Source organism: Nocardiopsis sp. NPDC058631 (genome assembly GCF_042716955.1).
Taxonomy (GTDB): Bacteria; Actinomycetota; Actinomycetes; order Streptosporangiales; family Streptosporangiaceae; genus Nocardiopsis.
Window position 1 is genome coordinate 120,432 of record NZ_JBHXQY010000003.1, and the last position, 23,548, is coordinate 143,979.

General features: G+C 71.5%; 18 protein-coding genes. 8 read left to right on the top strand and 10 right to left on the bottom strand.

All coding sequences use genetic code 11. From position 1 onward, the window contains the following. The first annotated feature begins 551 nt into the window (after window positions 1–551). The 5 genes from ACFWTE_RS02465 (at window position 552) to ACFWTE_RS02485 (ending at window position 6,815) form a co-directional block, all read left to right on the top strand. On the top strand, window positions 552–2,906 hold the full coding sequence (locus ACFWTE_RS02465) for a phosphoketolase (protein ID WP_378777181.1): 2,355 nt from the start codon (window positions 552–554) through the stop codon (window positions 2,904–2,906). Next, window positions 2,906–3,985: an acetate/propionate family kinase gene (locus ACFWTE_RS02470; RefSeq protein ID WP_378777262.1), complete on the top strand. Its 1,080-nt coding sequence runs from the start codon at window positions 2,906–2,908 to the stop codon at window positions 3,983–3,985. The genes ACFWTE_RS02465 and ACFWTE_RS02470 overlap by 1 nt, the downstream gene beginning before the upstream one ends. 194 nt (window positions 3,986–4,179) lie before the next feature. Next, a complete protein-coding gene (locus ACFWTE_RS02475) occupies window positions 4,180–5,169 on the top strand; it encodes a tyrosine-type recombinase/integrase (RefSeq protein WP_378777183.1) in 990 nt (329 codons plus the stop codon). 47 nt (window positions 5,170–5,216) lie between these two features. Further along, window positions 5,217–6,032 (top strand): exodeoxyribonuclease III, encoded by an 816-nt coding sequence (locus tag ACFWTE_RS02480; RefSeq protein WP_378777185.1) that lies wholly within the window; start codon window positions 5,217–5,219, stop codon window positions 6,030–6,032. A 15-nt stretch (window positions 6,033–6,047) separates the two neighbouring features. Next, a complete protein-coding gene (locus ACFWTE_RS02485; protein WP_378777187.1) occupies window positions 6,048–6,815 on the top strand; it encodes an alpha/beta fold hydrolase in 768 nt (255 codons plus the stop codon). 51 nt (window positions 6,816–6,866) lie between these two features. Here the strand turns inward: ACFWTE_RS02485 and ACFWTE_RS02490 are convergent, their stop codons facing one another. From ACFWTE_RS02490 to ACFWTE_RS02505, 4 genes are all read right to left on the bottom strand, one after another. Next, window positions 6,867–7,667 carry a class I SAM-dependent methyltransferase gene (locus tag ACFWTE_RS02490; RefSeq protein WP_378777189.1) on the bottom strand — a complete coding sequence of 267 codons (801 nt, stop codon included), beginning with the start codon at window positions 7,665–7,667 and terminating at the stop codon, window positions 6,867–6,869. A gap of 374 nt (window positions 7,668–8,041) precedes the next feature. After that, window positions 8,042–9,313 carry a DUF418 domain-containing protein gene (locus ACFWTE_RS02495; protein WP_378777264.1) on the bottom strand — a complete coding sequence of 424 codons (1,272 nt, stop codon included), beginning with the start codon at window positions 9,311–9,313 and terminating at the stop codon, window positions 8,042–8,044. Window positions 9,314–9,767: 454 nt separating this feature from the next. Further along, window positions 9,768–10,445 (bottom strand): response regulator, encoded by a 678-nt coding sequence (locus ACFWTE_RS02500; RefSeq protein WP_378777265.1) that lies wholly within the window; start codon window positions 10,443–10,445, stop codon window positions 9,768–9,770. Further along, window positions 10,442–11,728 (bottom strand): sensor histidine kinase, encoded by a 1,287-nt coding sequence (locus tag ACFWTE_RS02505; RefSeq protein WP_378777191.1) that lies wholly within the window; start codon window positions 11,726–11,728, stop codon window positions 10,442–10,444. Before ACFWTE_RS02505 ends, ACFWTE_RS02500 begins: the two co-directional genes overlap by 4 nt. 268 nt (window positions 11,729–11,996) lie before the next feature. Here ACFWTE_RS02505 and ACFWTE_RS02510 point away from each other — a divergent pair, with 268 nt between their 5' ends. Next, window positions 11,997–13,379 carry an amino acid permease gene (locus ACFWTE_RS02510; RefSeq protein ID WP_378777267.1) on the top strand — a complete coding sequence of 461 codons (1,383 nt, stop codon included), beginning with the start codon at window positions 11,997–11,999 and terminating at the stop codon, window positions 13,377–13,379. 155 nt (window positions 13,380–13,534) lie between these two features. Here the strand turns inward: ACFWTE_RS02510 and ACFWTE_RS02515 are convergent, their stop codons facing one another. After that, window positions 13,535–14,407 (bottom strand): oxidoreductase, encoded by an 873-nt coding sequence (locus ACFWTE_RS02515; RefSeq protein ID WP_378777193.1) that lies wholly within the window; start codon window positions 14,405–14,407, stop codon window positions 13,535–13,537. A gap of 140 nt (window positions 14,408–14,547) precedes the next feature. Between ACFWTE_RS02515 and ACFWTE_RS02520 the strand changes: the two genes are divergently transcribed. Beyond that, window positions 14,548–14,988: a winged helix-turn-helix transcriptional regulator gene (locus ACFWTE_RS02520; RefSeq protein WP_378777195.1), complete on the top strand. Its 441-nt coding sequence runs from the start codon at window positions 14,548–14,550 to the stop codon at window positions 14,986–14,988. 161 nt (window positions 14,989–15,149) lie between these two features. Beyond that, window positions 15,150–15,671 (top strand): hypothetical protein, encoded by a 522-nt coding sequence (locus ACFWTE_RS02525; protein ID WP_378777197.1) that lies wholly within the window; start codon window positions 15,150–15,152, stop codon window positions 15,669–15,671. Between the two features lie 91 nt (window positions 15,672–15,762). Here the strand turns inward: ACFWTE_RS02525 and ACFWTE_RS02530 are convergent, their stop codons facing one another. From ACFWTE_RS02530 to ACFWTE_RS02550, 5 genes are all read right to left on the bottom strand, one after another. Continuing rightward, window positions 15,763–17,202, bottom strand: a complete 1,440-nt coding sequence (locus ACFWTE_RS02530) for a hypothetical protein (RefSeq protein WP_378777199.1) — start codon at window positions 17,200–17,202, stop codon at window positions 15,763–15,765. Window positions 17,203–17,338: 136 nt separating this feature from the next. Further along, window positions 17,339–18,577 carry a site-specific integrase gene (locus ACFWTE_RS02535; RefSeq protein WP_378777201.1) on the bottom strand — a complete coding sequence of 413 codons (1,239 nt, stop codon included), beginning with the start codon at window positions 18,575–18,577 and terminating at the stop codon, window positions 17,339–17,341. Window positions 18,578–18,719: 142 nt separating this feature from the next. Then, entirely contained in the window at window positions 18,720–19,229 is a 510-nt protein-coding gene (locus ACFWTE_RS02540; protein WP_378777203.1) for a hypothetical protein, read from the bottom strand. A 79-nt stretch (window positions 19,230–19,308) separates the two neighbouring features. Then, on the bottom strand, window positions 19,309–19,632 hold the full coding sequence (locus ACFWTE_RS02545; RefSeq protein WP_378777205.1) for a hypothetical protein: 324 nt from the start codon (window positions 19,630–19,632) through the stop codon (window positions 19,309–19,311). A 204-nt stretch (window positions 19,633–19,836) separates the two neighbouring features. Continuing rightward, complete coding sequence (locus ACFWTE_RS02550) at window positions 19,837–23,439, bottom strand: TM0106 family RecB-like putative nuclease (protein ID WP_378777207.1); 3,603 nt, start codon at window positions 23,437–23,439, stop codon at window positions 19,837–19,839. Between the last annotated feature and the right edge of the window lie 109 nt (window positions 23,440–23,548).

The following is a 23,548-nucleotide window of genomic DNA, read 5'->3' on the forward strand; positions in this document are numbered from 1 at the left end:
TGGTCGGCCCTGGGCCCCCGCCCGGGCGCGTGCGGGCCACTGGATCGGCGTGGACCCCAAGGCATCCGATCTCTCCATGTTTGATGCATAAACCGTGTTATGCATGATTTTGGTGGTCTTTGCAGGCACCTGAGTTGTTTGTGGTGGTTTCCTGGCCCGTCCTCGTGCCGTCCTCGCGTCCCCCTGGCCCCGCACCCGGCCTCCCGTGCGGTTGCGCTCCTTCCCTCCCGGCCCCTGGCCCCCGGCCCGGATGGCGGTCCGTCAGGCGCACCGCCGACCACTCCCCCGCACGGGGCCGCCTCACGGAGCTTGATTACGAACGGTGACGCAGGTAATGCCCTGCGGAGTGGATCCCGGGAGCGGCGGCCCCTGGACCCCGCTGCGGGGGTGCGGCGTGCCCGGGCGTCCGCGGGACGGGTCGGTGGTGCGGCACGTCGTCTGGCAGTGGGTGCGCGTCGGCGGTTACCGTGGCCCGTGCGGGGCCCTCCCCCGGGTTCGACCGTTCCGCTCTCCCCCGGTCCACGGCACCAACCTGTTGGGAGGAACACGGTATGGCCCTTGACCATGACGAGTTGCGGCGCGTCGACGCGTACTGGCGTGCGGCGAACTATCTGTCCGTGGGGCAGATCTACCTGCTCGACAACCCCTTGCTGCGCCAGGAACTGCGGCCCGAGCACATCAAGCCGCGGCTGCTGGGGCACTGGGGCACGACCCCTGGGCTGAACTTTTGCTACGCGCACCTGAACCGGGTGATCCGGGAACGGGACCTGGACATGATCTATGTGATGGGCCCCGGGCACGGGGGTCCGGCGGCGCTGGCCAACGCCTGGCTGGAGGGCAGCTACACCGAGGTGTACCCGCACATCACCCTGGACGAGGAGGGGATGCGCCGGTTCTTCCGCCAGTTCTCGTTCCCCGGCGGGGTGCCCAGCCACGTGGCGCCGGAGACGCCGGGGTCGATCCATGAGGGCGGTGAGCTGGGGTATTCGCTGGTGCACGCGTTCGGTGCGGCCTTCGACAACCCCGATCTGGTGGTCTCGTGTGTGGTCGGCGACGGGGAGGCCGAGACGGGGCCGTTGGCGGGCAGTTGGCACTCCAACAAGTTCCTGGACCCGGTGCGCGATGGTGCGGTGCTGCCGATTCTGCACCTGAACGGGTACAAGATCGCCAACCCGGCGGTGTTGGCGCGTGTGCCCGAGGACGAGCTGATCAAGCAGTTCGAGGGGTTCGGGTACCGGCCGTTGATGGTGAGCGGTGACGATCCGGTGTACATGCACCGCCGTATGGCGGAGGTCCTGGACGAGGCGTTGGAGGAGATCGCGCAGATCCAGCGCATCGCCAGGGCGTCGGGGTTGGAGCGGCCTCCGGTGTGGCCGATGGTCATCTTGCGCTCGCCCAAGGGGTGGACGGGTCCCGGGGAGGTCGACGGGGTCGCGGTGGAGGGGACCTGGCGTGCGCACCAGGTGCCGATGGCGCGGGTGCGCACCAACGCCGAGCACCGGCGGATCCTGCAGGAGTGGATGCGCTCCTACCGTCCGCAGGAGTTGTTCGGGGAGTCGGGGGCTCCGGTGGCGGAGTTGCGGGAGTTGGCTCCGGTGGGGGTGCGGCGGATGAGTGCGAACCCGCACGCCAACGGCGGGTTGCTGCTGCGGGACCTGGTGGTTCCGGACTTTCGCGAGTACGCGGTGCGGGTGTCGGGGAACGGGAAGCAGTTCAGTGAGGCGACGCGGGTGCTGGGGCACTTCCTGCGGGACGTGATGCTGCGCAACCCGGACTCGTTCCGGTTGATGGGGCCGGACGAGACGGCGTCGAACCGGTTGTCGGCGGTGTTGGAGGCCTCTGACAAGGTGTGGCAGGCGCAGATCCTGCCGGTGGACGAACACCTGGGTCGGCACGGGCGTGTGATGGAGGTGCTCAGTGAGCACATGTGCCAGGGGTGGTTGGAGGGGTACCTGCTGACCGGTCGGCACGGGATGTTCAACTGCTACGAGGCGTTCGTGCACATCGTGGACGCGATGTTCAACCAGCACGCGAAGTGGTTGAAGGTGACGCGGCACTTGCCGTGGCGGCGGCCGATCGCGTCGTTGAACTACCTGTTGACGTCGCATGTGTGGCGCCAGGACCACAACGGTTTCACGCATCAGGATCCGGGGTTCCTGGACGTGGTGTTGAACAAGCCCGCGGAGGTGGTGCGGGTGTACCTGCCGCCGGACGCCAACACGCTGTTGTCGGTGGTCGACCACTGTCTGCGTTCGAGGGACTACGTGAACGTGGTGGTGGCGGGCAAGCAGCCGGCGCTGGACTTCCTGTCGATGGAGGAGGCGGTGGCGCACTGTACGCGCGGGATCGGGATCTGGGAGTGGGCGAGCACGGGCGCGGAGTCCGGGCGGGGCCCTGACGTGGTGCTGGCGTGCGCGGGTGATGTGCCGACGTTGGAGACGTTGGCGGCGGCGGACCTGTTGCGGCAGCTGTTCCCGGAGTTGGGGGTGCGGGTGGTGAACGTGGTGGACCTGATGCGGTTGCAGCCGGCGAGTGAGCATCCGCACGGGTTGCCGGACGCCGAGTACGAGGCGTTGTTCACCACGGACAAGCCGGTGATCTTCGCCTTCCACGGGTATCCGTGGCTGGTGCACCGTCTGACCTACCGTCGGGCGGGGCACGAGAACCTCCATGTGCGCGGCTACAAGGAGGAGGGCACGACGACCACGCCCTTCGACATGGTGATGCTCAACGATCTGGACCGGTTCCACCTGGTGATCGACGTGATCGACCGTGTGCCGGGGCTGGGCGGCCGGGTGGCGCAGATCCGTCAGCGGATGGTGGACGAGCGGTTGCGGCACCGGGCGTACACGCGGGAGTTCGGTGAGGACCCGGAGCAGGTCCGCGACTGGGTGTGGCCGTACTGATGCGGGTCCTGGTGGTGAACGCGGGGTCCTCCAGTTTGAAGCTGAGCGTGGTGGGGCCGGGTGGGGAGACGGTGGCCTCGGAGTCGGTCCCGGTGCGGCGCGGGGTGTGGGACGCGGGGGCGTTGGAGGCGGCCCTGGGGCGGTTCCCGGCGGTGGAGGCGGTCGGGCACCGGGTGGTGCACGGGGGGCGCGAGTTCGTGGGGCCGGTGCGGTTGGACGCCGGGGTGGTGGGGCGGTTGCGGGAACTGGGTGATCTGGCGCCGCTGCACCAGCCCAAGTCGTTGGCGGGGATCGAGGCGGTCCAGGGGGCGTTGCCGGACCTGCCTGCGGTGGCGTGCTTCGACACCGCTTTCCACGCGTCGATCCCGCAGGAGGCGTCGACGTACGCGGTGCCGGAGCGGTGGCGGAGCGGGTTCGGGGTGCGCCGGTTCGGGTTTCACGGGCTCTCGCACGCTTATGCGTCGCGGCGGGCCGCGCAGATGACGGGTGGTGCCCGGCGGGTGGTGACGGCGCATCTGGGTGCGGGGGCGTCGTTGGCGGCGGTGCGGGAGGGGCGGAGTGTGGACACCACGATGGGGTTCACGCCGTTGGAGGGGTTGGTGATGGCGACCCGGTCGGGGAGTGTGGATCCGGGGATGGTGCTGTGGTTGCACCAGCACGCGGGGGTGGCGGTGGAGGAGATCGCGGACGCGTTGGAGCACCGGTCGGGGTTGTTGGCGTTGGCGGGGACGTCGGACATGCGTGAGGTGTTGGAGCGTCAGGACGCGGACGCGGTGTTGGCGGCGGGTGTGTATGTGCACCGGTTGTGTGCGGGGGTGGCGGCGATGGCGGCGTCGTTGGGCGGGTTGGACGTGTTGGTGTTCACCGGTGGTGTGGGTGAGGGGTCGTCGGTGGTGCGTGGGCGTGTGGCGCAGGGGTTGGGGTTCTTGGGGGTGGCGGTGGAGGCGGGGGCGAACGCGGGGGTGGGTGAGGAGGGTGAGGTGAGTGCGGTGGGGGCGTCGGTGCGCACGCTGGTGGTGCGGGCTCGGGAGGACGTGGAGGTCGCGCGGGGTGTGCGGGAGGTGCTGGGGCGCGGCTGAGGTGGAGGGTTGGGGGGTGTGGGGGTTTTCCCTGCGCCCCCTTCGTGGTTCGAACGGTTTGGGACGCGAGGGTGGGAGGGGGCCCGCTCCCCCGGCTCGGGGTCCCCGGTTGCGGCTCCCCCGGGTGTCGAACAGGTTCGAACACCTGGGGTGCTGGGCGTGGAAGTGCCCGTGGTTTCGGGGATGCTGTGGTCATGGATGTTGAACAGGGGCCTGTGGTCGAGGCCGTCGAGCAGTATCTGGTGGCGCGGCGGGCCGCCAAGCCCTCCCCTCACACGGTGGCCGCCTACCGGCGTGACCTGCTGGGGGTGTTGGCGTGTGTGGGTCGGGTGCGGGGTGTTGAGCCGGGTGGTGTGGTGTGGTCGGACCTGGATGCGACGGTTCTGCGGGGGGCGTTCGCGGAGTTCGCGGCGGATCGGGCGGCCTCCAGTGTGTTGCGGGCGTGGTCGACGTGGAACGGGTTCTTCGCGTTCTGGGTGTCGGAGCGGGTGGTGGCGGGCAATCCGATGTCGGCGGTGCCGCGTCCGCGGGTGCGGGCTTCGGTGCCCAAGCCGTTGATGGGTGAGGACACCCCGGAGCGGTTGTTGGAGGCGTTGGCGTGTGGTGCGCGCAAGGCGCGTGATCCGTGGCCGGAGCGGGATCTGGCGGTGTTGGCGTTGGCGTTGCTGACGGGGATGCGGTCGGCGGAGATGTTGTCGTTGCGGGTGGATTCGGTGGGGGGTCGTGTCGGGGAGCGGCGTATCCGGGTGGTGGGCAAGGGTGGGGGTGAGCGTTCGCTGCCCATCGAGGTGCCGTTGGAGGTGTTGTTGGAGGCGTATCTGGAGTCGCGGCGGGTGCGGTTCGGTGTGGTGCGTGGGTCGGATGCGTTGTTGGTGGACAGCCGGGGGCAGGGGTTGCGTCGGGGTGGGCTCCAGTACCTGGTGAAGCAGTGCTACAAGCACGCGGGGGTCAACGACCGGGTGGCGCGGGGGACGCTGGTGCACGCCCTGCGGCACACGTTCGCGACCCGGTTGGCGGAGGACGGGGCGTCGGTCACCGAGATCATGCGTTTGCTGGGGCATGCGTCGTTGTCGTCGTCGCAGGCCTATATCCAGGTGACGGATCGGGCGCAGCGGGAGGCGGCGGGGTCCAACCGCACCTATGGGGTGTTGCGTCGGCTGGGTGGCGGTGAGGCGGTGGGGTGAGTGCGGGTGTGGGGTGGGGTGCGCGTGGGGGTGGCTACGCTGTGGGCGTGAACCAGTCGACTTTCGTTGTGTCTACCGTGAACGTCAACGGCCTGCGGGCTGCCGCCAAGAAGGACCCGGGTTTTGTGTCCTGGTTGTCGGCGACCGAGGCTGACGTGGTGTGTGTGCAGGAGACCCGGGCCGAGGCCGATCAGCTGCCGCAGGAGGTGATCGCGCCGCAGGGGTGGCATGTGGTGTTGGCTCCGGCGGCGGCCAAGGGCCGGGCGGGGGTGGCGGTGTATTCGCGTGCTGAGCCCGACGCGGTGCGGATCGGGTTCGGTGAGGCCGAGTTCGACGATGCGGGCCGGTATGTGGAGGTGGATCTGGGGGCGGTGACGGTGGCCAGTCTGTATCTGCCCTCGGGTGAGACCGGTACCCCGCGTCAGGAGGAGAAGGAGCGTTTCATGGAGGCGTTCTTGGCCTACCTGGTGCGTCGGCGCAAGGAGGTGGAGGACCAGGGGCGGGATCTGGTGGTGTGCGGTGACTGGAACATCGCGCACACCGAGGCGGATCTGAAGAACTGGCGCGGTAACAGGAAGAGTGCGGGGTTCTTGCCCGAGGAGCGGGCGTGGATGGGGCGGGTCTTGGACGAGGTCGGGTATGTGGACGTGGTGCGGGCGCTGTACCCGGACCAGAAGGGCCCGTACTCGTGGTGGTCCTACCGGGGGCGGGCGTTCGACAATGACACGGGGTGGCGTATCGATTACCAGGTGTGTACGCCGGGGTTGGCGGTGCGGGCGGCCTCGGCCCGGGTGGAGCGGGCCTCGGAGCACGCGGCGCGTTGGTCGGACCATGCGCCCGTGACCGTGCGGTACCGGGCGTAGGGAAGGGGACGGGTCATGGGTGTGCCGATTGTTCTGGTGCATGGGTTGCGGTTGTCGGGGAGTATGTGGCGTCCCCAGGTGGAGTTGTTGGAGGGGCAGGAGCGTCGGGTGGTGACCCCGGATCTTCCTGGGCACGGGTCGCGTCGGGGTGAGGCGTTCTCGCTGGGGCGTGCGGTGGACACCGTGTTGGAGGCGATCGACGGTGTGGGGGGTCGTGCGCTGCTGGTGGGGTTGAGTTTGGGCGGGTTCGTGTCGATCGCGGCGGCGGGTGCGGCGCCGGGGCGTGTGGCGGGGTTGGTGGCGGCGAGTTGCACGGCCAAGCCGGCGCAGACGTTGGCGCAGGTGTATCGGATTCCGTCGTTGTTGATGGACCGGTTGCCGGACAAGGGGGCGACGATCAATGAGCGGTTCCACCGGTTGACGTTGCGTGATGGTGCGGCGGAGGCGGTGTTGGACGGCGGTTTGGCGGTGGAGGCGGCCACGGCGGTGATCGACGCGGTGGCGGAGATGGATGCGTTGTCGGCGTTGTCGGCGTATCCGGGTCCGGTGTGGTTGATCAACGGGGCGCGGGACCATTTCCGTATCCATGAGAAGCAGTTCTTCGACGCGTGTGTGGACGGTCGGTTGGTGAACGTGCCGCGGGCGGGTCACATGGTGAGTCTGGACCAGCCGGTGAACTTCTCGCGGATCGTGGCCGATGCGGCTGATGTGGTGGGGGTGCGTGAGCGGCGTGCTCTGCCCGAGGGTGGGGAGCCGCGTGCGGTGGAGGCCGACGGGTCCTGAGCGCTGGTGTGGGGGCGGGCCGGTGGGCCCGCCCCTTCGGTGTGTGTGGGGTCAGGGGCTGTCGGAGGGGTGGGGTTCGGTCTGTTCGTGGGGTGCGGGGCGTTGCTGGGGTGGGCGGTGGGGGTGGGGGTTGTGGCCGGGTAGGACGGGCAGGCGGAAGTAGATCATGGGGTTGTGGTGGCCGGTGCAGACGGGTTCGTCCAGGTCGAGTTCGCGTTTGAGGTCGCGCAGGGCCTGGTGGGTGTGGGGTGCGCGGGCTTGGGAGGCGGTGAAGAAGGGGGTGGTGTTGGTGGCGAGCCATTTGAGGACGACGGCGCCTTCGGTGAAGGGCAGGGCGTGGCGTTGGTGGAAGACGTCGTGGATGCTGACGGGGATGTGGGCGGGCAGCGCGGGGAGCAGGTGGTGCAGGTACCAGCGGGCGAACCAGCCGTTGTGGGCGGCGTCGATGAACAGGTAGTCGGTGGCGGAGGGGATGTGGGCGATCTTGGCGCGTACGTCGCCCTTGGTGAAGGTCCACCGGTTCTGGGCCAGGTGTGGGGGGACGTGCTGGGGGGCGTGGTCGATGATGTCGAAGGAGTAGAGGTGGCCGGTGCCGTTGTCGCGTAGGGCGGACAGGATCCAGGTGGTGGACCACCCGTAGTAGGTGCCGATCTCGACGGTGTGGGCGGGGGTGTGTTCGCGTAGGAGCAGGTAGGTGATCTCGGCTTCGATGTCGTCGAGTTGGGGGGTCATGGTGGGTTCGGCGGCCCGGTGGTGGGCTCGCATCTGGTCGCGTACGCGTGCGAGGTCGTCGCGGTGGGTGCGGTAGAGGTCGCTGATGTGGTCGATGTCGATCGCTGACGCGGTTGGCATATTCCCCCCGTGGCTGTCGCGTCCGGTGCCGTGTGCGAGCTGAACGTAGCAGTATTGTCACTGTGTGTTTGCGCGGTGGTGGGTGTGTCGTGGTATCGGGGTGGGTGCGGTGGGGGTCAGCGGCCGGTGTGGGGGGCGAGGAGGATGACGACGGGATTGGGGGGTCGACCCCCGGTTGCGGTGGTGTTTCGGTGGCGGGGCCGGTTTGCCCGGCTCGCGGCCCCCGCGTTCGTGGCCGTGCCGGATGAGTGCCTCTCCGGCGGCCAGGTCGCCGCTCCCGTGTTCGGGATCCGGTGGCCCCCGGGTCCGTCAGGCGGCACGCGGGTCGTGCCCGGCCTCCACGAGGCCGGGCACGATGGGCAGGACGGCGGTTCCTAACGTGCTCCGGTGGCGTGGACCGGTCGGCTCGCCCCGCGGTAGGTCAGCTTGCGCAGCAGGACCTCCGCGGGTCCGCGTCTGCCCGCCCGGTCGAGCAGGTACGCCCCGACCACGGTCAGCAGCCAGGTGCCCGCGGCCACCAGCACCGCCGACCAGCTGGACAGGTGCACCCCGAGTCCGAGCCCCCAGGCCGCCAGGAAGGGTGCGAAGACCACCGACTGGGCGATATAGCCGCTCAGGGACCGTCGTCCGAGGGAGACCAGTCCCCGGATCGGAAGGGACCAGTTCGTTCCCCGGGTGGTGGTGATCCGGTGCGCGAGGAGGCCGAAGAGCGCGGCGTATCCCACCCCGGTGAAGATCCCGGTGTAGAAGTGCACCGCGGCGACCGCGGGGGCAAAGGTGGGGTCGAGGACGCCCACGTGCTGGAGGCCGAGCACCGCTCCGGCGATCCAGCCGACGCAGATGCCCAAGGCGGCGACCCTGCGCAGCAACGGCAGGTGGTGTGCGGGCTCCTCCAGGATCCGGTGCCGTGCCGCGAGCACACCGATCAGGAACACGGTCGGCAGGGCGAGGGTGGCCAGGCCCGAGACCAGTCCGAAGACCCAGGTGGGGAAGCGGATGGCGGCGGAGAGCAGGTAGCCGGTCTCGGCGATGCTGGCCTTTTGTATGTCGGCCGCCGCGGCAGCGGCCGTGGGGTTGGGGGCCAAGAGTGCGCCGAGCACCGAGACGGCGCACAGCAGTGCGCCCAGGGCCAGCAGGACGGACAGCCAGATCTTGAGGGTGCGGTCGCTGCGGTGGAAGAACAGCGGGACCATGAGGAGCCCGATCAGGCCGTAGGTGCCCAGGATGTCGCCCTGCCACAGCAGGAGGGCGTGCACCGCTCCGAAGGCGAGCATCCACAGGTGTCGGGTGCGCAGCAGCCCACGGGCCTGCTTCGGGCTCGTTGCGCGTGCCATCTGCCGGGTGTACGTCTGTCCGATGCCGTAGGCGAAGAGGAACCCGAACATGGTGTGCGTGCGGGCGTCCACCACGATCAGGGTCAGGACCTGCGCGATCTTGTCCGCGAGGTTGCCGTGGGCGGGGTGCAGCATGGCGGAGCCGGTGGGGGCGTCGTAGATGAACCACGGGACGTGGGCGAGCGCGATCAGCAGCAGCATCATGCCGCGGGCCAGGTCCGGGGCCAGGACGCGTTCGGTGACCGGGGTCGAACGCACCGGGGGCCCGGTGTCGGCGGTGGAGGGTGGGCCCTGGGTGCGGTGGGTCGTCATGCTGGTGGGCTCCCGGCTGTCTTGGTGGTGATCGGTGGGGTCGGGCCGCGCGGTCGGTGGTGGCCACACGTGGGCCGCGCGGACTCCGTCCGAGGCCATGACGCCACCGTCCTGCATCGGCGCCGTCCTTGGGCAGTGGGACCGCATCACCGTTGTCCCGTGACTTTTGCACGGGTCGACCCATGACGCGGTGTCACTGGTGCAGGCGCCGGGAGGGCCCGCGTGTTGGACGGTCTGACCGCTGAGGGGTGGGCGGGCAGGGGTGCGGCTAGGGCGTGTTCCGTGGATGCTTTCGGTTGATTCGGCGCTTGCGCCGATCGCCGCGAGCGGCCTCCAGGCAATCTCTCGCAAGACGAGTAGCGCAGGTCAGCCCGGGTCTGGCTGTCCAAGCGTGGTCGGCGCAGCGAGAGGCAGCCTGGCGGTTGCGAGCCCGGAATGATCCGCGGAACACGGCCTAGGTCCTGTGGTGATCCTTCTCGCCGCCGGTGCCCGGGCGGATGAGGCCGGAGTCGTAGGCGGCGATGACGGCCTGGGTGCGGTCGCGGGCGCCGAGTTTGGCCAGGACGTGGGAGACGTGTGTCTTGACGGTCTGGGTGCCCAGGTACAGGCGGTTGGCGATCTCGGCGTTGCTCAGGCCCTGCGCCATGAGGGTGAGGGTTTGGGACTCGCGTTCGGTGAGGGTGGCCACGGCGCGTGCGGCGGGGGTGGACTGGGCGGGTCGGGTGGCGGCCAGGTGGCGCAGGGCGGTGGGAAAGAGCAGGGTCTGGCCGCGGTGGGCGATGCGTAGGGCGGCGAGGATGTCCTCGGGCGGGGTGCGTTTGAGCAGGAACCCGACGGCGCCGGCGCGCAGGGCGCCCCACACGTAGTCGTCGTTGTCGAAGGTGGTCAGGACGATGATGCGGGGCGGGTCGGTCAGGGTGGTGTGCAGGGTGCGGGTGGCCTGGATGCCGTCCAGGTGGGGCATGCGCACGTCCATGAGGACCACGTCGGGGCGGGTGCGGCGGACCAGGTCGGGGACGTCGGCGCCGTCGGCGGCCTGTCCGGTGACCTCCATGTCGGGTTCGGCGTTGATGAGGGCGGCCAGTCCGGTGCGGATGAGGGCTTCGTCGTCGACCAGGGCGATACCGATCACGGGTGTTCTTTCCATGTCAGGTGCAGGGTGAGCTGCCAGGTGTGTTCGTGGGGGCGGGCGGTGAGGGTGCCGCCGAGCAGGTGGGCGCGTTCGCGCATGCCGGTGATGCCGCGTCCGCCGGTGCGGCGGCGTGGGGTGCGGGTGGGGGGCAGGGGGTTGGTGAGGGTCAGGGTGAGGTTGGTGGGGGTGGTGTCCAGGTGCAGGGTCAGGGGTTGGCCGGGGGCGTGGCGTAGGGCGTTGGTGAGGGCTTCTTGGCTGATGCGGTAGGTCTCGCGGGAGAGGAGTGCGGGTACGCGGGTGGGGTCGCCGGTGATGTGGCAGGTGAGGTCGGTGCCGGTGTGCTGGGTGGCGTGGGCCAGGTGTGGCAGGTGGGTGAGGTCGGGGGGTGTGGTGCGGGGTGTGGGGGTGTCCTCGCGCAGCAGGCCCAGGGCGTGGTCGAGGTCGGCGGTGGCGGTGCGGGCCTGGTCGGCGATGTGGGTGAGGGCTTGGCGGGCGAAGGCGGGGTCGGTGTCGAGCAGGCGGGCGGCGGTGGCGGCCTGGAGGGTGACCACGGACAGGGCGTGGCCGAGGGAGTCGTGGAGTTCGCGGGCCAGGCGGTTGCGTTCGGCGAGGGTGTGGGCGTGGGCTTGGGCGGCGGCCAGGCGTTCGGTGGGTGAGGGGCCCAGGAGGCGGGGTGCGGCCAGGGCGAGCAGGTGGCCGGCCAGGGCGAGGGTGTAGAGCAGGGCGGCGAGCAGGAGCAGGCCCAGGAGGGGGCCCATCAGGCGTTGGGTGCGGGTGAGGGGGCCTTGGGCGGTGAAGGTGAAGGTGAGGGGGCCTTGGGCGGTGCTGTGGGGGCCGGGGGCCAGGGGGGCTGTGGCCAGGAGGGCGGCTTCGGTGAGGGCGGTCATGGTGAGCAGGCACACGGCTAGGCCCAAGAACATGTGCAGGCACAGGAAGGCGCTGGTGCGGGCGGTGCTGCGCCAGGTGGCGGCGGGGGCGGGCTGTTGGGTGAGGGGGCCGCGCAGCAGGGCGCGGGCGAGGTGGAGCTGGGCGTTGCGCATGCCGGGCAGGTGGGCGGTGGCGGCGATCCCGGCCAGGGTCAGTGCGGTGGCCAGGGCCAGGGTGGTCGGGCTGGGGTTCTGTGTGGGGTCGCTTGTGTGGCCGCTTTGGGCGATGAGGGTGGTCAGGACAAGGGCGGCCGTGGCGTAGGGGGTCAGGAGTGCACCGCCGATGACGAGGTGGGCCCAGCGGCGGTAGGTGTGGGGGCTGGTGAGTGGGCGTAGGAGCGGGGTGAGGTGGCGCACGTGGGTGATGGTGGCACAGGTGGGTGGGGGTGCGCCTCCCTCTGGGGGGTGAGGGGTGCTGGGGTGCGGGGGCGGGCCGGGTGTGTGGTGTTGTGCGCCCCACATTCATGGGGTCATGGGGTGTGTGGGGTGGGGGTGGTGCACGTTCTGGGGTGTGTGAGCTTTTAGTGTTGGGTTGGTGACGAGCAGTGTGACGCCGCCTGATGGTGCGGCCAAGGAGACAGGGACCCAGGGCGTGGGGTTGGCGCACTCGCTGCGGCGGCGCCACATGGCGCTGATCGCGATCGGCGGGTCGGTGGGGGCGGGGTTGTTCATCGGTTCGGGTTCGGTCATCCAGATGGCGGGGCCGGCCGCGGTGGTCTCGTACGTGCTGGCCGGTGCGCTGGTGTTTTTCACCCTGCGTGCGCTGGGTGAGATGGTGGTGGCGGTTCCCGCGGGGGGTTCGTTCTCCGACTACGCCCGGTTGGCGTTCGGCCCCTGGGCGGGGTTCACGATCGGCTGGGTGTACTGGTGGATGTACGCGGTGCTGGTGGCCGCGGAGGCGGTGGCCGGTGCGGCGATTGTGGGCCAGTGGGTGCCGGGGGTGCCCGGTTGGTTGCTGGCGTTGCTGGTGTTGTTGTCGATGACGGTCGCCAATCTGGTGTCGGTGCGTTTCTTCGCGGAGACCGAGTCGTTTTTCTCTCTGGTCAAGGTGGCCACGATCGTGGCGTTCCTGTTGATCGGCGGGTTGTGGGCCCTGGGGTTGTGGAGTGGGTCGCCGGGGTCGGGGGTGGCCAACCTGTGGGAGCACGGCGGTTTCGCCCCCCAGGGGTGGGTGGCGGTGCTGGCGGCCACGGTCGTGGTGCTGTTCGCGTTCGGTGGGGTGGAGATCATCACCGTGGCGGCGGGTGAGAGTGCCGAGCCGGAGCGGGGTGTGGCCTCGGCGGTGACGAACGTGCTGTGGCGGATCGGGTTGTTCTATGTGGCCTCGATCGTGGTCGTGGTGATGGTCCTGCCCTGGGACGCGGTGGACCCGGAGTTGAGCCCGTTCGTGGCGGTGATGGAGCGCGTGGGTGTGCCGGGTGCGGCGTTGATCATGGAGGTGGTGGTCTTCATCGCGGTGCTGAGTGTGCTGAACGCGGCGATGTACACCTCGTCGCGGATGCTGTTCACGCTGACGCGGCAGGGGGATGCCCCGCGTGTGCTCCGGGGTGTGAACCGGCGGGGTGTGCCGGTGCGGGCGATCCTGTTGGGCACGGTGGTGGGGTATGCGGCTGCGGTGGCCGACTACGTGTGGCCGGGGCGGGTGTTCCCGTTCCTGGTGGCGTCGATCGGTGCGATCCTGCTGATCCTGTTCGTGACGATCTGCGCCTCCCAGTTGGTGTTGGGTGGGCGGGTGCGCCGTCGTGAGCCGCAGCGGCTGTCGTTGCGGATGTGGGCGTTTCCGTATTTGACGTGGGTGGTGTTGGCGGGCCTGTTGATGATCTTCGCGGCGATGGTGGTCATCCCCGACCAGCGTCAGGCGCTGTGGGCGTCGGTGGGTTCGGTGGTGGTGGCGCTGGTGGCGTACGCGTTCCGGCGCCGGTGGGGGTCGGCCCCCTCGGACCGGGTGCTGGAGTTGGCGGACCGGCCCGGTGCGCAGGGGCTCAGGCGCGACCCCGCGGCCCCCTGACGCGGGCCCGGGCCCGGGTGTGTGCGGGTCCGGTGGGGTTGGGCCTTGGGGAGGCAGGCGTCGCCCCCGGCGGGGGCGACGCCGTTTGCGGCCGCGCCGCGGGAGGGGCGTGGGCGTTGCCCCTCCCCCGGTGTGCGGGATGGCCGGTTCCCCTTTCAGCGGCCGATCCGGTCCAGTTCGGCGAGGTCGGTGTCGGAGAGCGCCAGGCCGGCCCCGGCGGCGTTCTCGCGCAGGTGGGCGGCAGAGGAGGTGCCGGGGATCAGCAGGATGTTCGGTGACCGCTGTAGGAGCCAGGCCAGGGCGACGGACATCGGTGTGGCCTCCGAGCGGGCGGCGACGGCCGTGAGCGCCGCGGACTGCAGCGGGTTGAAGCCGCCGAGTGGGAAGAAGGGCACGTAGGCGATGCCCTGGGCGGCGAGCTGGTCGATCAGCGCGTCGTCGTGGCGGTGGGCGAGGTTGTACATGTTCTGTACGCACACGATCGGCGCGATCGTCTGGGCCTGGGCGACCTGGTCCGCGGTCGCGTTGCTCACTCCCAGGTGCCGGATCAGGCCCTCCTGCTGGAGTTGGACGAGCGTCTCGAAGGGTGCGGCGAGTGAGCCGGGTCGGGGGCCCGTCGCGTCGCCGAGCCGCAGGTTGACCAGGTCGAGTGTTTGCAGGCCGAGCGAGCGGAGATTGTCGTGGACGGCGCGGCGCAGGTCGTCGGGTTCGCGGGCCGGGGGCCAGCCGCCGTGCTGGTCGCGTGTGGCGCCGACCTTGGTCACGATGTGCAGCTCGTCGGGGTAGGGGTGCAGCGCCTGGGCGATCAGCTGGTTGGTGAGGTGCGGCCCGTAGGCGTCGCTGGTGTCGATGTGGGTGATGCCGAGGTCGAGGGCCTGGCGGAGCACCGCGAGCGCGCCGGCGTGGTCGGCGGGCGGTCCCATGACCCCGGGGCCGGCGAGTTGCATGGCGCCGTAGCCGAACCGGGTGAGGGTCAGGTCGCCCAGGGTGAGGGTGCCGCCGGGGAGCGCGGTGGGGTGGGTGCTCATGTTCGTGTCTTTCTTCGTGGTTGGTCGTGCTCTGCGGGTGGTGCCTGAGGGCTCCTTGCTTCAGTATGGGAAGGCAGCTTCCCGAGGGGAAGTGGGCACTTGGGAGTGCGTAAGGCACGCACGGGTGGGGGGAGAAGTCGGTGGCGACGAGGACGGCGGCCCAGCACAGGGCGCGGAGCAAGGCCGAGTACGACGCTTTTTTGGCGGGGTGTCCCAGCCGTAAGCTGCTTGATCGGATCTCCGACAAGTGGGTCACGCTGGTTCTGTGCGCGCTGGGCGGCGGTGCGCACCAGCCGGGTGGGGAGGCCTTGGCCGGGCCGCGGCCGATGCGCTACTCGGAGCTGTCCCGGCGGTTGGCCGGGGTGAGCCAGAAGATGCTCACCCAGACGCTGCGCTCCTTGGAGCGTGACGGTCTGCTCACCCGGACGGTGACGCCGACCGTGCCCGTCACGGTCACCTACGAGCTGACCGATCTTGGTCTGTCCCTGCACCGGGCGGTGCGCGTCATCAAGGACTGGGCCCAGACGTACATGGACGAGGTGCTCGTCCACCGTGAGGTGTACGACGCCCGGGACGCCTGACCCGCGGGATTGTCGTATCTGCCCCCTGTGAGCGTCGCCGTCCCTGTCCGGGCGGGTCGCACGTGACCACGGGTGTCCGGGATGCGGCCGGTTGTACTTTTTGGTGCCGAACTCGGTTTTTGTCGCTAGGGTGCTGCGCAACCCCTGAGAGGAGCACCCCCGTGCGACACTTCGTCGGCTTCCTGTCCGGTCTGATTTTGGGCCCTGTGCTGGTCCTGGTGTGCGGGTGGGCGTTCGCCCACCTGCGCGGTCTGCACACGGCAGGTCTGGGAGCCCTCCAGGGCTCCGGGCCGGTGGCGGTCGCGGGCCTGGTCGGCGTAGGTGTCCTGGTGGCCCTGCTCGCGGTCCCCCCGCGGCTGACACCGATGCTGCCCTTCGGTGCGGCGCTGGTCGTGAGCGGGTTGACCGGCCTGGCGCTGTTGCGGATGCACCTGCTGGAGCGGCTGCCCCAGGTGCCCGGGACCGAGGGCGCCCTGGCCCTGCTCCCGCTGGGCGTGTTCGTCCCGCTCGCGCTCGTGCTGTTCGCCCCGCTGTTCGTGGGCGGGCGGTGGCGCCGCCAGGACGAGGGCGCCTCCGAGGCGGATGTGTACTTCGACGGGCTCTACGAGGAGGACGACGACAAGGGCCGTCCTGTGAGTGCGGCCGCTCCCTCGGGCCCCCACGCGCCCCGGCACCGTGCCTAGGGCCTTGCCCCGCCCGCCCTCGGGGCGGGCGGGGCAGGGCGGCGGTGGCTCCCGTGCTCCGGTGGTTTGCCGGGGAGCTCGTGTGCGGGGTTCAGCGCCAGGTGGGTCCCCAGTTGGCGCTCTTGGACACCCCCGGCGGCAGGGGCGGTAGGAACCCGGTGCCGGGCGTGTCGGTCCGCGGCGGTGTGTCGGATCGAGGCGGTGTGTCGGCGCGTTCGGGCCGGGGCGGGGGCGGGGGGGCCGCCGGCGGTTCGGGGCTGGAGGGCCGCGCCGTGCTCTGGGGGGCCGGGGCGGGCGGCACCGGGACGGGTTCGGTCCAGGGGGCGGAGACGGGCGCGGACACGGGCGCGGGCGCGGGTTCCGGTACGGGCTCGGGGGCCTCCTCGGCCAGGAAACCGCGTACGCGGCCGGGTTCGGGTTCCTCCACCGCCAGGACGGGTTCGGGGATGGGCGGGTGGTCGCCCTCGTCGTCGCTGGGGATGGCGGGTTCGGCCGGGGCGACGCGCTTCCACCACAGGTCGGCCTCCTCCCGGGGCAGCTCCGACTCCACCTCCAACCAGCCGCGGACCTGGGGGTGGCGCCGTGCGGCGTTCCAGGAGCGGGGGTAGGGCTGCTCGTCCAGGACCAGGACGGGTTCGCCGTCGACGGTGGGGATCTCCGCGGGCACGCCCTCGTTCCAGACCCAGGTGCCGTCGTGGGCGACCAGGTTCCACCAGCCGCGCACGGTCTGGGCGGCGGGGTCGGAGGCGCGGTCGCGGAAGGCGGCGACCCAGCGCGGGTCGGGTGCGTCCCCGGCCAGGCCGCGGCCGCCGGGGCCGACGAGGGCGTCGGCAAGCAGGGTGTGGAGTTGGAAGTTGTCGCCGATGCCGTCGTAGAGGACGCGGAAGACGCGTTGGGAGTGGCGGTCCATGACCAGGGCGCTGGTGGCCTCGGCCATGCGCAGCAGGGCGCGGACCTCGTCGAACTCGGTGAGCAGGTCGCTGAGCTGGTTGGCGATGGCGACGAGTTCGGCGTGCAGGGAGGGGTTGCGGCGTACCAGGGAGCGGATGGTGGGTTCGCCGAGCATGGTGCGTACGGCCAGGCCGTGGCGGCGGATGGTCCACCAGCACATGGTGGCGTTGGGGGCGTCGGGGCCGAGTTCGGTGGCCACGCGTGCCTCGGCGTCGGCGGTGACGGAGTCGGGGTCGGGCGGGGGTCCGCCGCCGGTGCGTTCCCAGGCGCGTGCGAAGACGATGGCGCCCTTGCCCATGGTGCGCAGGCGGTTGAGGACTTCGGGTCCGGTGGGGCCGGGGTCGGTGCCCATCTCGACGAGGGCTCCGGCGACCACGGACAGGTCGGCGATGATGCCGGGGGCGGCGTGGTCTCCGGAGAGCAGGGGGGCGAGTGCCTCCAGGGCGAGTTCGCGCTCGGAGGCGGGGATCTGGGAGGCGAGTACGTAGACCGAGTGCACTGCCGGAGGGAAGTGGCGGGGGTCCGTGGCGACTGAGGCGTCGATCAGTTGCTGGAACGCCCTGCGAAACTCGTCGACCATGGGTCCGTCCCCTTTCTTACGCAACCAACCTAATGTCTCATCAGGGAAGGATCGCACTTTGGTGGGTGATTTCGTCTGTTACTGGTGGGTTTTTTGATGGTGTGAGATGACGGGGATCACGGGCCCCCGCCAGGGGTCACAGTCCCAGGCGGGTGACCGCATTGTCCTCCAACGGGTTGGCGGTACGGATGTAGTCGTGCACGGTGCGCGGGTTGGTCCACCGGCCCTGGCGCATGATCTCGCGGTCGGTGGCACCGCCCAGGGCGGCCTGGGTGGCGAACCCCGCCCGCAGGGAGTGCCCGCCGAAGTCGTCGGGGTCCAGCCCGGCCCGCTGGGCGTAGCGTTTGACCACCTCCCCCACCGCCCGCCCCGACATCGGCCGCTCCCCCACCCGGCCGTGCTGGGTGACGGCGGGCAGCAGCGGGCGCTCGGACCCGTCGGCCAGGGCGGTGCCCCGCCAGCCCTGGCACCGGTGCGCGGGCGAGGTGACCGCGAGGGCCCCCTCCACCAGGGCGCGCACCGCCGGCGGGCCGCCGTCGCGGTGGGCCTCCAGCACCTGGGACCAGTCGGCCAGCGCGCACACCGGGCAGGTGTGGCGGTGGCGGCCCCGGGGCAGCGCCACGACCTGGCCGTGGCGGCCCTCCTGGTCGGTCTTGGTCGAACCCAACCGCACCACCAGGGCCGGGATGCCCGAGGAGGCGTCGGTGCGCACCGCCACGTCGTCGAAGGTGAGCGAGGCCAGCTCGGTGCGGCGCAGCGCCCCGGCGAACCCGGTCAGCAGCAGCACCGTGTCCCGGCGCCGGGACACACCACCGGGGAAGCCGTCGGCGGGGCGCACCGCGAGCAGGGCCTCCAGCGTGGAGAGGACCACGGGGTCCTTGCGTCGCGGACGGCTCTTGCGGGTGCGGCGGATACCGCGCAGCGTCATCCGCACGACCTCGGCGCGGGTGGGTGTGTCCAGGCCGTGGGCGCCGTGGACGGCGGCGATGGCCGCCGAGCGCCGTTCGATGCTGGAGGGTGCCAGCGCCCATCCGGAGCCGTCTTCGGTGCGTGCCTGGGCGCAGGCGGCCAGGTAGACGGCCACGTCGACCGGGTCGGCCGGGAGCGACTGGCGGTGTTCGGCCAGGCACCAGGCGGTGAAGGAGGTCCAGTCGGTGCGGTAGGCGCGCAGGGTGTTGGGCGACTGGGCGCTGGCCAGGTACCGGCCCAGGGCCTGGGCCTGCTCGGCGTCGAAGCGCTCGCGGACCCGGGCCAGGGCGCGGGTGTCCACCAGGACGCTGTGCGTGACCCGGTCCAGGTGGGCGCGCACGGTCGGGGGCAGGGCGACCTCGGCGGTCGGTTCGGGCTGGTCGTCGAAGGGGTGGGGTGTGTTCACGGTTATCCATGATGGCCCAGGCGCGGGTGTGGGGGCACCGCGGCGCACGGCGGCGTGAGGGTGGGGGCTCGTGTGCTGTGGGGCGCGGTCAGCGCCGCGGGGCGGGCCCCGCCCGCGGGGGCGCTGCGTCGGCGGCCACGGCTCAGCCGCCGAAGTGGGTGCGCAGGGCGTCCCACAGTTCGGCGGGCGGCATGACCCACAGCAGGGGGACGGCCGAGACGACCAGGGCGGTGGTGAACCCGATCGCGGCGACCTTGCGGCGCAGCGCCAGGGCGGTGAGGGCGCCGCCCGCGGGGACGGCCAGGGCCAGGACCAGGACCCACACCAGTGCGTTGCCGACCGGGTCCATCAGGTCCTGGGGCAGCGGTGCGGTGGGGTCCTGCACGGTCAGGGCGGCGTTTTGCAGGTCCATGGCCACGAACAGCAGGTTCGCCAGGGCCAGGAAGGTGCCCAGGATCCACACCAGGGTCAGGGCCACCCACAGCAGGGTGATCCTGCGGTCGGGCGGGTCGGCGAGGACCACCGGGGTGCGGCTGATCCGGGCCCGGGTGTGCGCCGGCGCCTGGTCGGCGTCCCCTTCGGCGCCCGCTGCGGTGGCGGGGGTGGTGTCGGGGCGCTGGGCCTTGCGGCGTTTGCGTTTCTTGGGTGACACGCGCCTGTCCTTGGTGGGGTGGTTCGCTGGTCGCCGCACGGGCCCGGGGTCGTCGCGGGCGCGGCCGGGAAGGTGGAGCCTACCCGCCCAGGGGGATCAGGTGGATGGCCAACACGAACACCACGGGCCACACGAGCAGGGCCAGCGCCCACAGGGCGGCTCTGCGGTCCCCGGCGACGGTGGCGACCGCGGCGGCCAGGAGGGGGATGCCCACGGCGGCGCCGAAGGCGAGGGTGAACCACTCGGCGGCCGAACCGGTGTGGGAGTGGGCGTCCACACCCATCAGGTATCCCGCGGGCCCCAACACCAGGGCGATCAGGGCGAGGATGAGGACGACGACACGGATGCCGGTGGGGTGGCTGGTGTTGCGGCCACCGCCGGGGGTGGAGGGACGGTCAGACACGGGGGCCGTGGTGCCTTTCGAGAACGGGGTGGCGGGCCAGGGCGTCGACGGATGGGGCCATGCCCGGGCCCGGGGGCGCGGGGTGGGTCGGTCCGTCGCAGGCGGCCCGCATCCGCCCTGGCGCGGGCTGGCACGCCGGGTCGGGTGCGGTGCTGTGTAAAACGTACTCCACCTGGGGGGTGTCCGAAACCTGTGGGCCGCCCGTCAGGGTGTGGTGTTCCAGGGGCGGGCGCTCTCGACCAGACCGGTGAAGGAGGCGAGCAGGCGCAGTTCGTCGATGCTGCGCGGGGCGCTGGTGAGCAGGTCGGGTGAGTGGACCACGGCGGCCAGGAGCTGGGCGCGGGACAGGGCGACGTTGAGGCGGTTGCGGTCCAGGACGAACGCGGTGCCGCGGCTGGTCTGGGCGGCGTTGGAGGTGGCCATCGAGCAGATGACGGCGGCGGCCTCCTGACCCTGGAAGCGGTCGACGGTGCCCACCCGCACACCCTGCAGGGCGGGTTCGGTGCGGGCGGCGGCGGTCAGGGCGCGGCGCAGGGCGCGCACCTGGAGGTTGTAGGGGGCCACCACGAGGATGTCGTGGCCGGTCAGGGGGCGCGGTGCCTGGTCGTGGCCGGGGGTGAGTTTGTCCTGGACCAGGCGTGTGGCGATCGCGACGACGGCCTCGACCTCCTCGGGGCTGTGGGTGGTGCGGCCGTGGTGGGTGACGGGGTGGGTGTAGACGCCCGGGGTGAGGGTGGACAGGGCGCGTTCGGTGGTGGCGGGGTGGGCGTGCAGGCGGCCCTGGTAGGACAGGGCCGAGACGGCGGCGCACACGTGGGGGTGCATGCGGCGGGTCTGGTCCAGGAAGTAGCCGCGGGTGGGGTCGATGATCTGGCGTGCGGCCATCAGGTGTTGCAGGGCGGAGGCGTCGGCTCCCTCGCCGTGGGTGCCCTGGACGACCTGGGGCAGCTGCTGGGGGTCGCCGAGCAGGACGAGGTTGTGGGCGGCGGCGGACACGGCCAGGGTGTCGGCCAGGGCGAACTGTCCGGCTTCGTCGATGATGAGCACGTCCAGGGGGTCGGCGATCATCGCGGCGTTGGACAGGGCCCAGGCGGTGCCGCCGATCAGGACGGGCTGGTTGTCGGCGGTGCGTTTGGCGCGCCAGCCCATGAGGGCCTGGGGGCTGGTGGGCTGGTCCCAGGGCAGGTCGGGGTCGACTGCGTCCTTGCCGCGGCCTTTGGCGCGTTTGGCGGCGGCCAGGGTGACGCCGGCCCCTTCGGCGGCGCGCAGGGCGGCGCCCATGACGTTCTCGACGGCTTTGTGGCTGGTGGAGCACACGCCCACGTTGCGGCCCTGGCGGGCCAGGTGGGTGATGAGCTGGGCGGCGAGGTAGGTCTTTCCTGCGCCGGGTGGGCCCTGCACGGCCAGGTAGGAGCCGTCCAGGCGGTCCACGGCGGCAATGGTGGCGGCGATGAGGTCGCCCCCGTGCTCGGCCGGGTCGGGCAGGGGGCCGGGGGTGCGCAGGCGGGGAGGGACGCGGCGCAGCACGTCCAGGCCGGGGTGGTGGGGCCAGGCGGGCAGGGAGGTGACGGCGGTGCGGGCGACCGACTCCAGGGCGCCGTCCTTGGGTTGGGGGTTGACCGGTGAGCCGGGCAGGACCGCCACGGGTGGGCGGGAGTGGGTGCTGTCGGGGTCGCTGGTCTCGGTGATGGTGAGTGTGTCGGCGTCGGCGTCGGCGATCGTGGCCGGGGTGGCGGTGGCGGGCTGTCCCGGGGCGCCGGGGTAGAGCAGGTGCACGTCCTGGCCGGTGGTGAAGGGGTGGGGGTGGGCGGTGTCCAGGCGCATGGACAGCTCGCGGCGTGCCTTGCGCTGGCGGCCGGTGGGTGGGGCCCACTCCCCCGTGTGGACCTGCCAGGGGACGGCGCAGTCGGTGTCGGCCTCCAGGTCGGTCAGGGGTGCGCTGGTGCGGCGGTAGTGCTCGCGCCAGGGCGGGAGGTTCTCGCGCTGGTAGTAGCCGACCAGGGCTGCCAGGGAGGCGCGGGTGTGGTCCTCCTCGCGGCGCTCGGCGGGGGTGGTGGGCACATCGGCCAGGAGGGGGCCGGTCAGGGCGGCGTGGCGGGCCTGCTTCTCGGCGCGTTTGCGGGCGCGTTCGGCCTCGGCTTCGGTGAGTTCGAACTGGATCAGGGGCCGGTCGGTGATGCCCTGCCGGGTGCGGTGGTCCTCCAGCCAGTCGCGCAGGCGGGCGGTGGAGTGGCAGTCGTCGCGGTTGTAGGCGCCGATGTCGGCGAGTACCTGGGCGGCGCGGTCGTGGTCGCCGTGGCCGGTGGCGCTCAGGTAGGCGGCGTAGGCGTCGATGCTGGAGGTGGCGGTGGTGACGTCGCCAGAGCGTGCGGCGCCCAGGTAGAGGGGTTCGAGGTACTTGATGGAGTAGGAGCGCTGGGACACGCGCAGGCTCTTGCGGACCACGGTGTACAGGTCGACGAGCCGGTTCTCGCGCAGGAGCCGGTTGACCTCCTCCTCACGGGTGGCGAACTCGGAGCTGAGGTGTTTGAGGCGGTCGACCTCGTAGGAGGCGTAGTGGTAGATGTGGGCGTTCTCGTCGGTGTCGATGCGCGCGCAGGCGAAGTCGACGAAGTCCTCCAGGGCCTTCTTCTCCTGGGCGCGGTCGTGGGCCCAGTAGGTGTGGAAGGTCTCGGTGCCGTGTTCGTCCTCGGTGGTGGCGCCGAACAGGTATTCCAGGCCGCGGCCGCCCTCGCGCGAGTGGTAGGGGTAGCCCTCCATGTCGAAGAACACGTCGCCGGGGCTGGGGGCGGGCAGGGTGGCCAGCCCCTCGGGTGAGAACACCTCGGCGGTGACGGTGCCCTGGGGGTTGTGGGGGGTGCGGGTGGTGTCCTGGCGGACCTGGAGGGCGGCTTGGGCGCGCAGTTGGTCGAAGGAGCGGCGGGGCAGGGTGGTGGGGCGCTGGTCGTCGTGGGCGTGGGCCAGGGCGTCGATGGTGCCCAGGCCGGCGTCGGTGAGTTTGGCGGCCTGGTCGGTGCGCAGCCCGGCGACCAGGGACAGGTGGCGGGCGGCGGTGCGTCCGCCCGTGCACCAGGTGTTGTAGCCGCAGCCCTCGCAGGAGGTGCGGGGCTCTCCCCAGGTGGGGGCGGGCAGGGTGGGGGGTTGGGCGAGGCGGTGGAGCAGGCGGTGGGTGACGGTGGTGAGGATGGGGGTGAAGTCGGCGGTGTCCAGGGTGTGGGTGTGGCCGTCGCCGGTGAGCAGGTGCATGTGGTGGGGGGTGTGGCCGGTGGCGACGGCGACGGCGGCGGCGTAGGCGGCGAGTTGGACGACGGCGCCGGGGCCGGGGCGGCGGGCGAGTTTGGTGTCCCAGGGTTCGTAGGACCAGGGGGTGGGTGCGGGGGTGCGGGCCTGTCCGGTGGCGGGGTCCAGGTCGGAGCGGATGAGGAAGTCGGCGCGGCCGTGGAAGGCGACGGCCGGTGTGGTGGGGGTGGCGGCGCTCAGGGGGTGGTGGAAGCTGCCCTGGTAGATGACGGGTGCTCCGGCGGCCATGGCCTGGGTGGTGGCGGTGGCGGCGGCTGCCAGGGAGGCGTCGTCGGGGCGGGGTTCGTCGATGTGCACGACCTCGCCGAACAGGGCGGTGAGGCGGTCGAGTTCGGCTTGTTCGTGGATGTGGCCGTGGTGGGCGACGAGGGGGTCGACCTTGTCGGGGGAGGGCGCTCCGGGCAGGCGGGCGGCCAGCGCGGTCTTGAGGGCGCTGCGGTGGTCGCACTCCAGGGTGTCGACGAGGTCGGTGGGTGAGACGACCCAGCCGGTGGTGGTGCGGAACAACGCCCCTGCTCCCTGTGTGTTCGGTGGTGGGTGGGTGCTGGGGATTGTGCCACGTCGGGGTGACGTGTGGGGGCATGCGCGCGCGTGTGCCCCGCTCCGATGTGGGGGG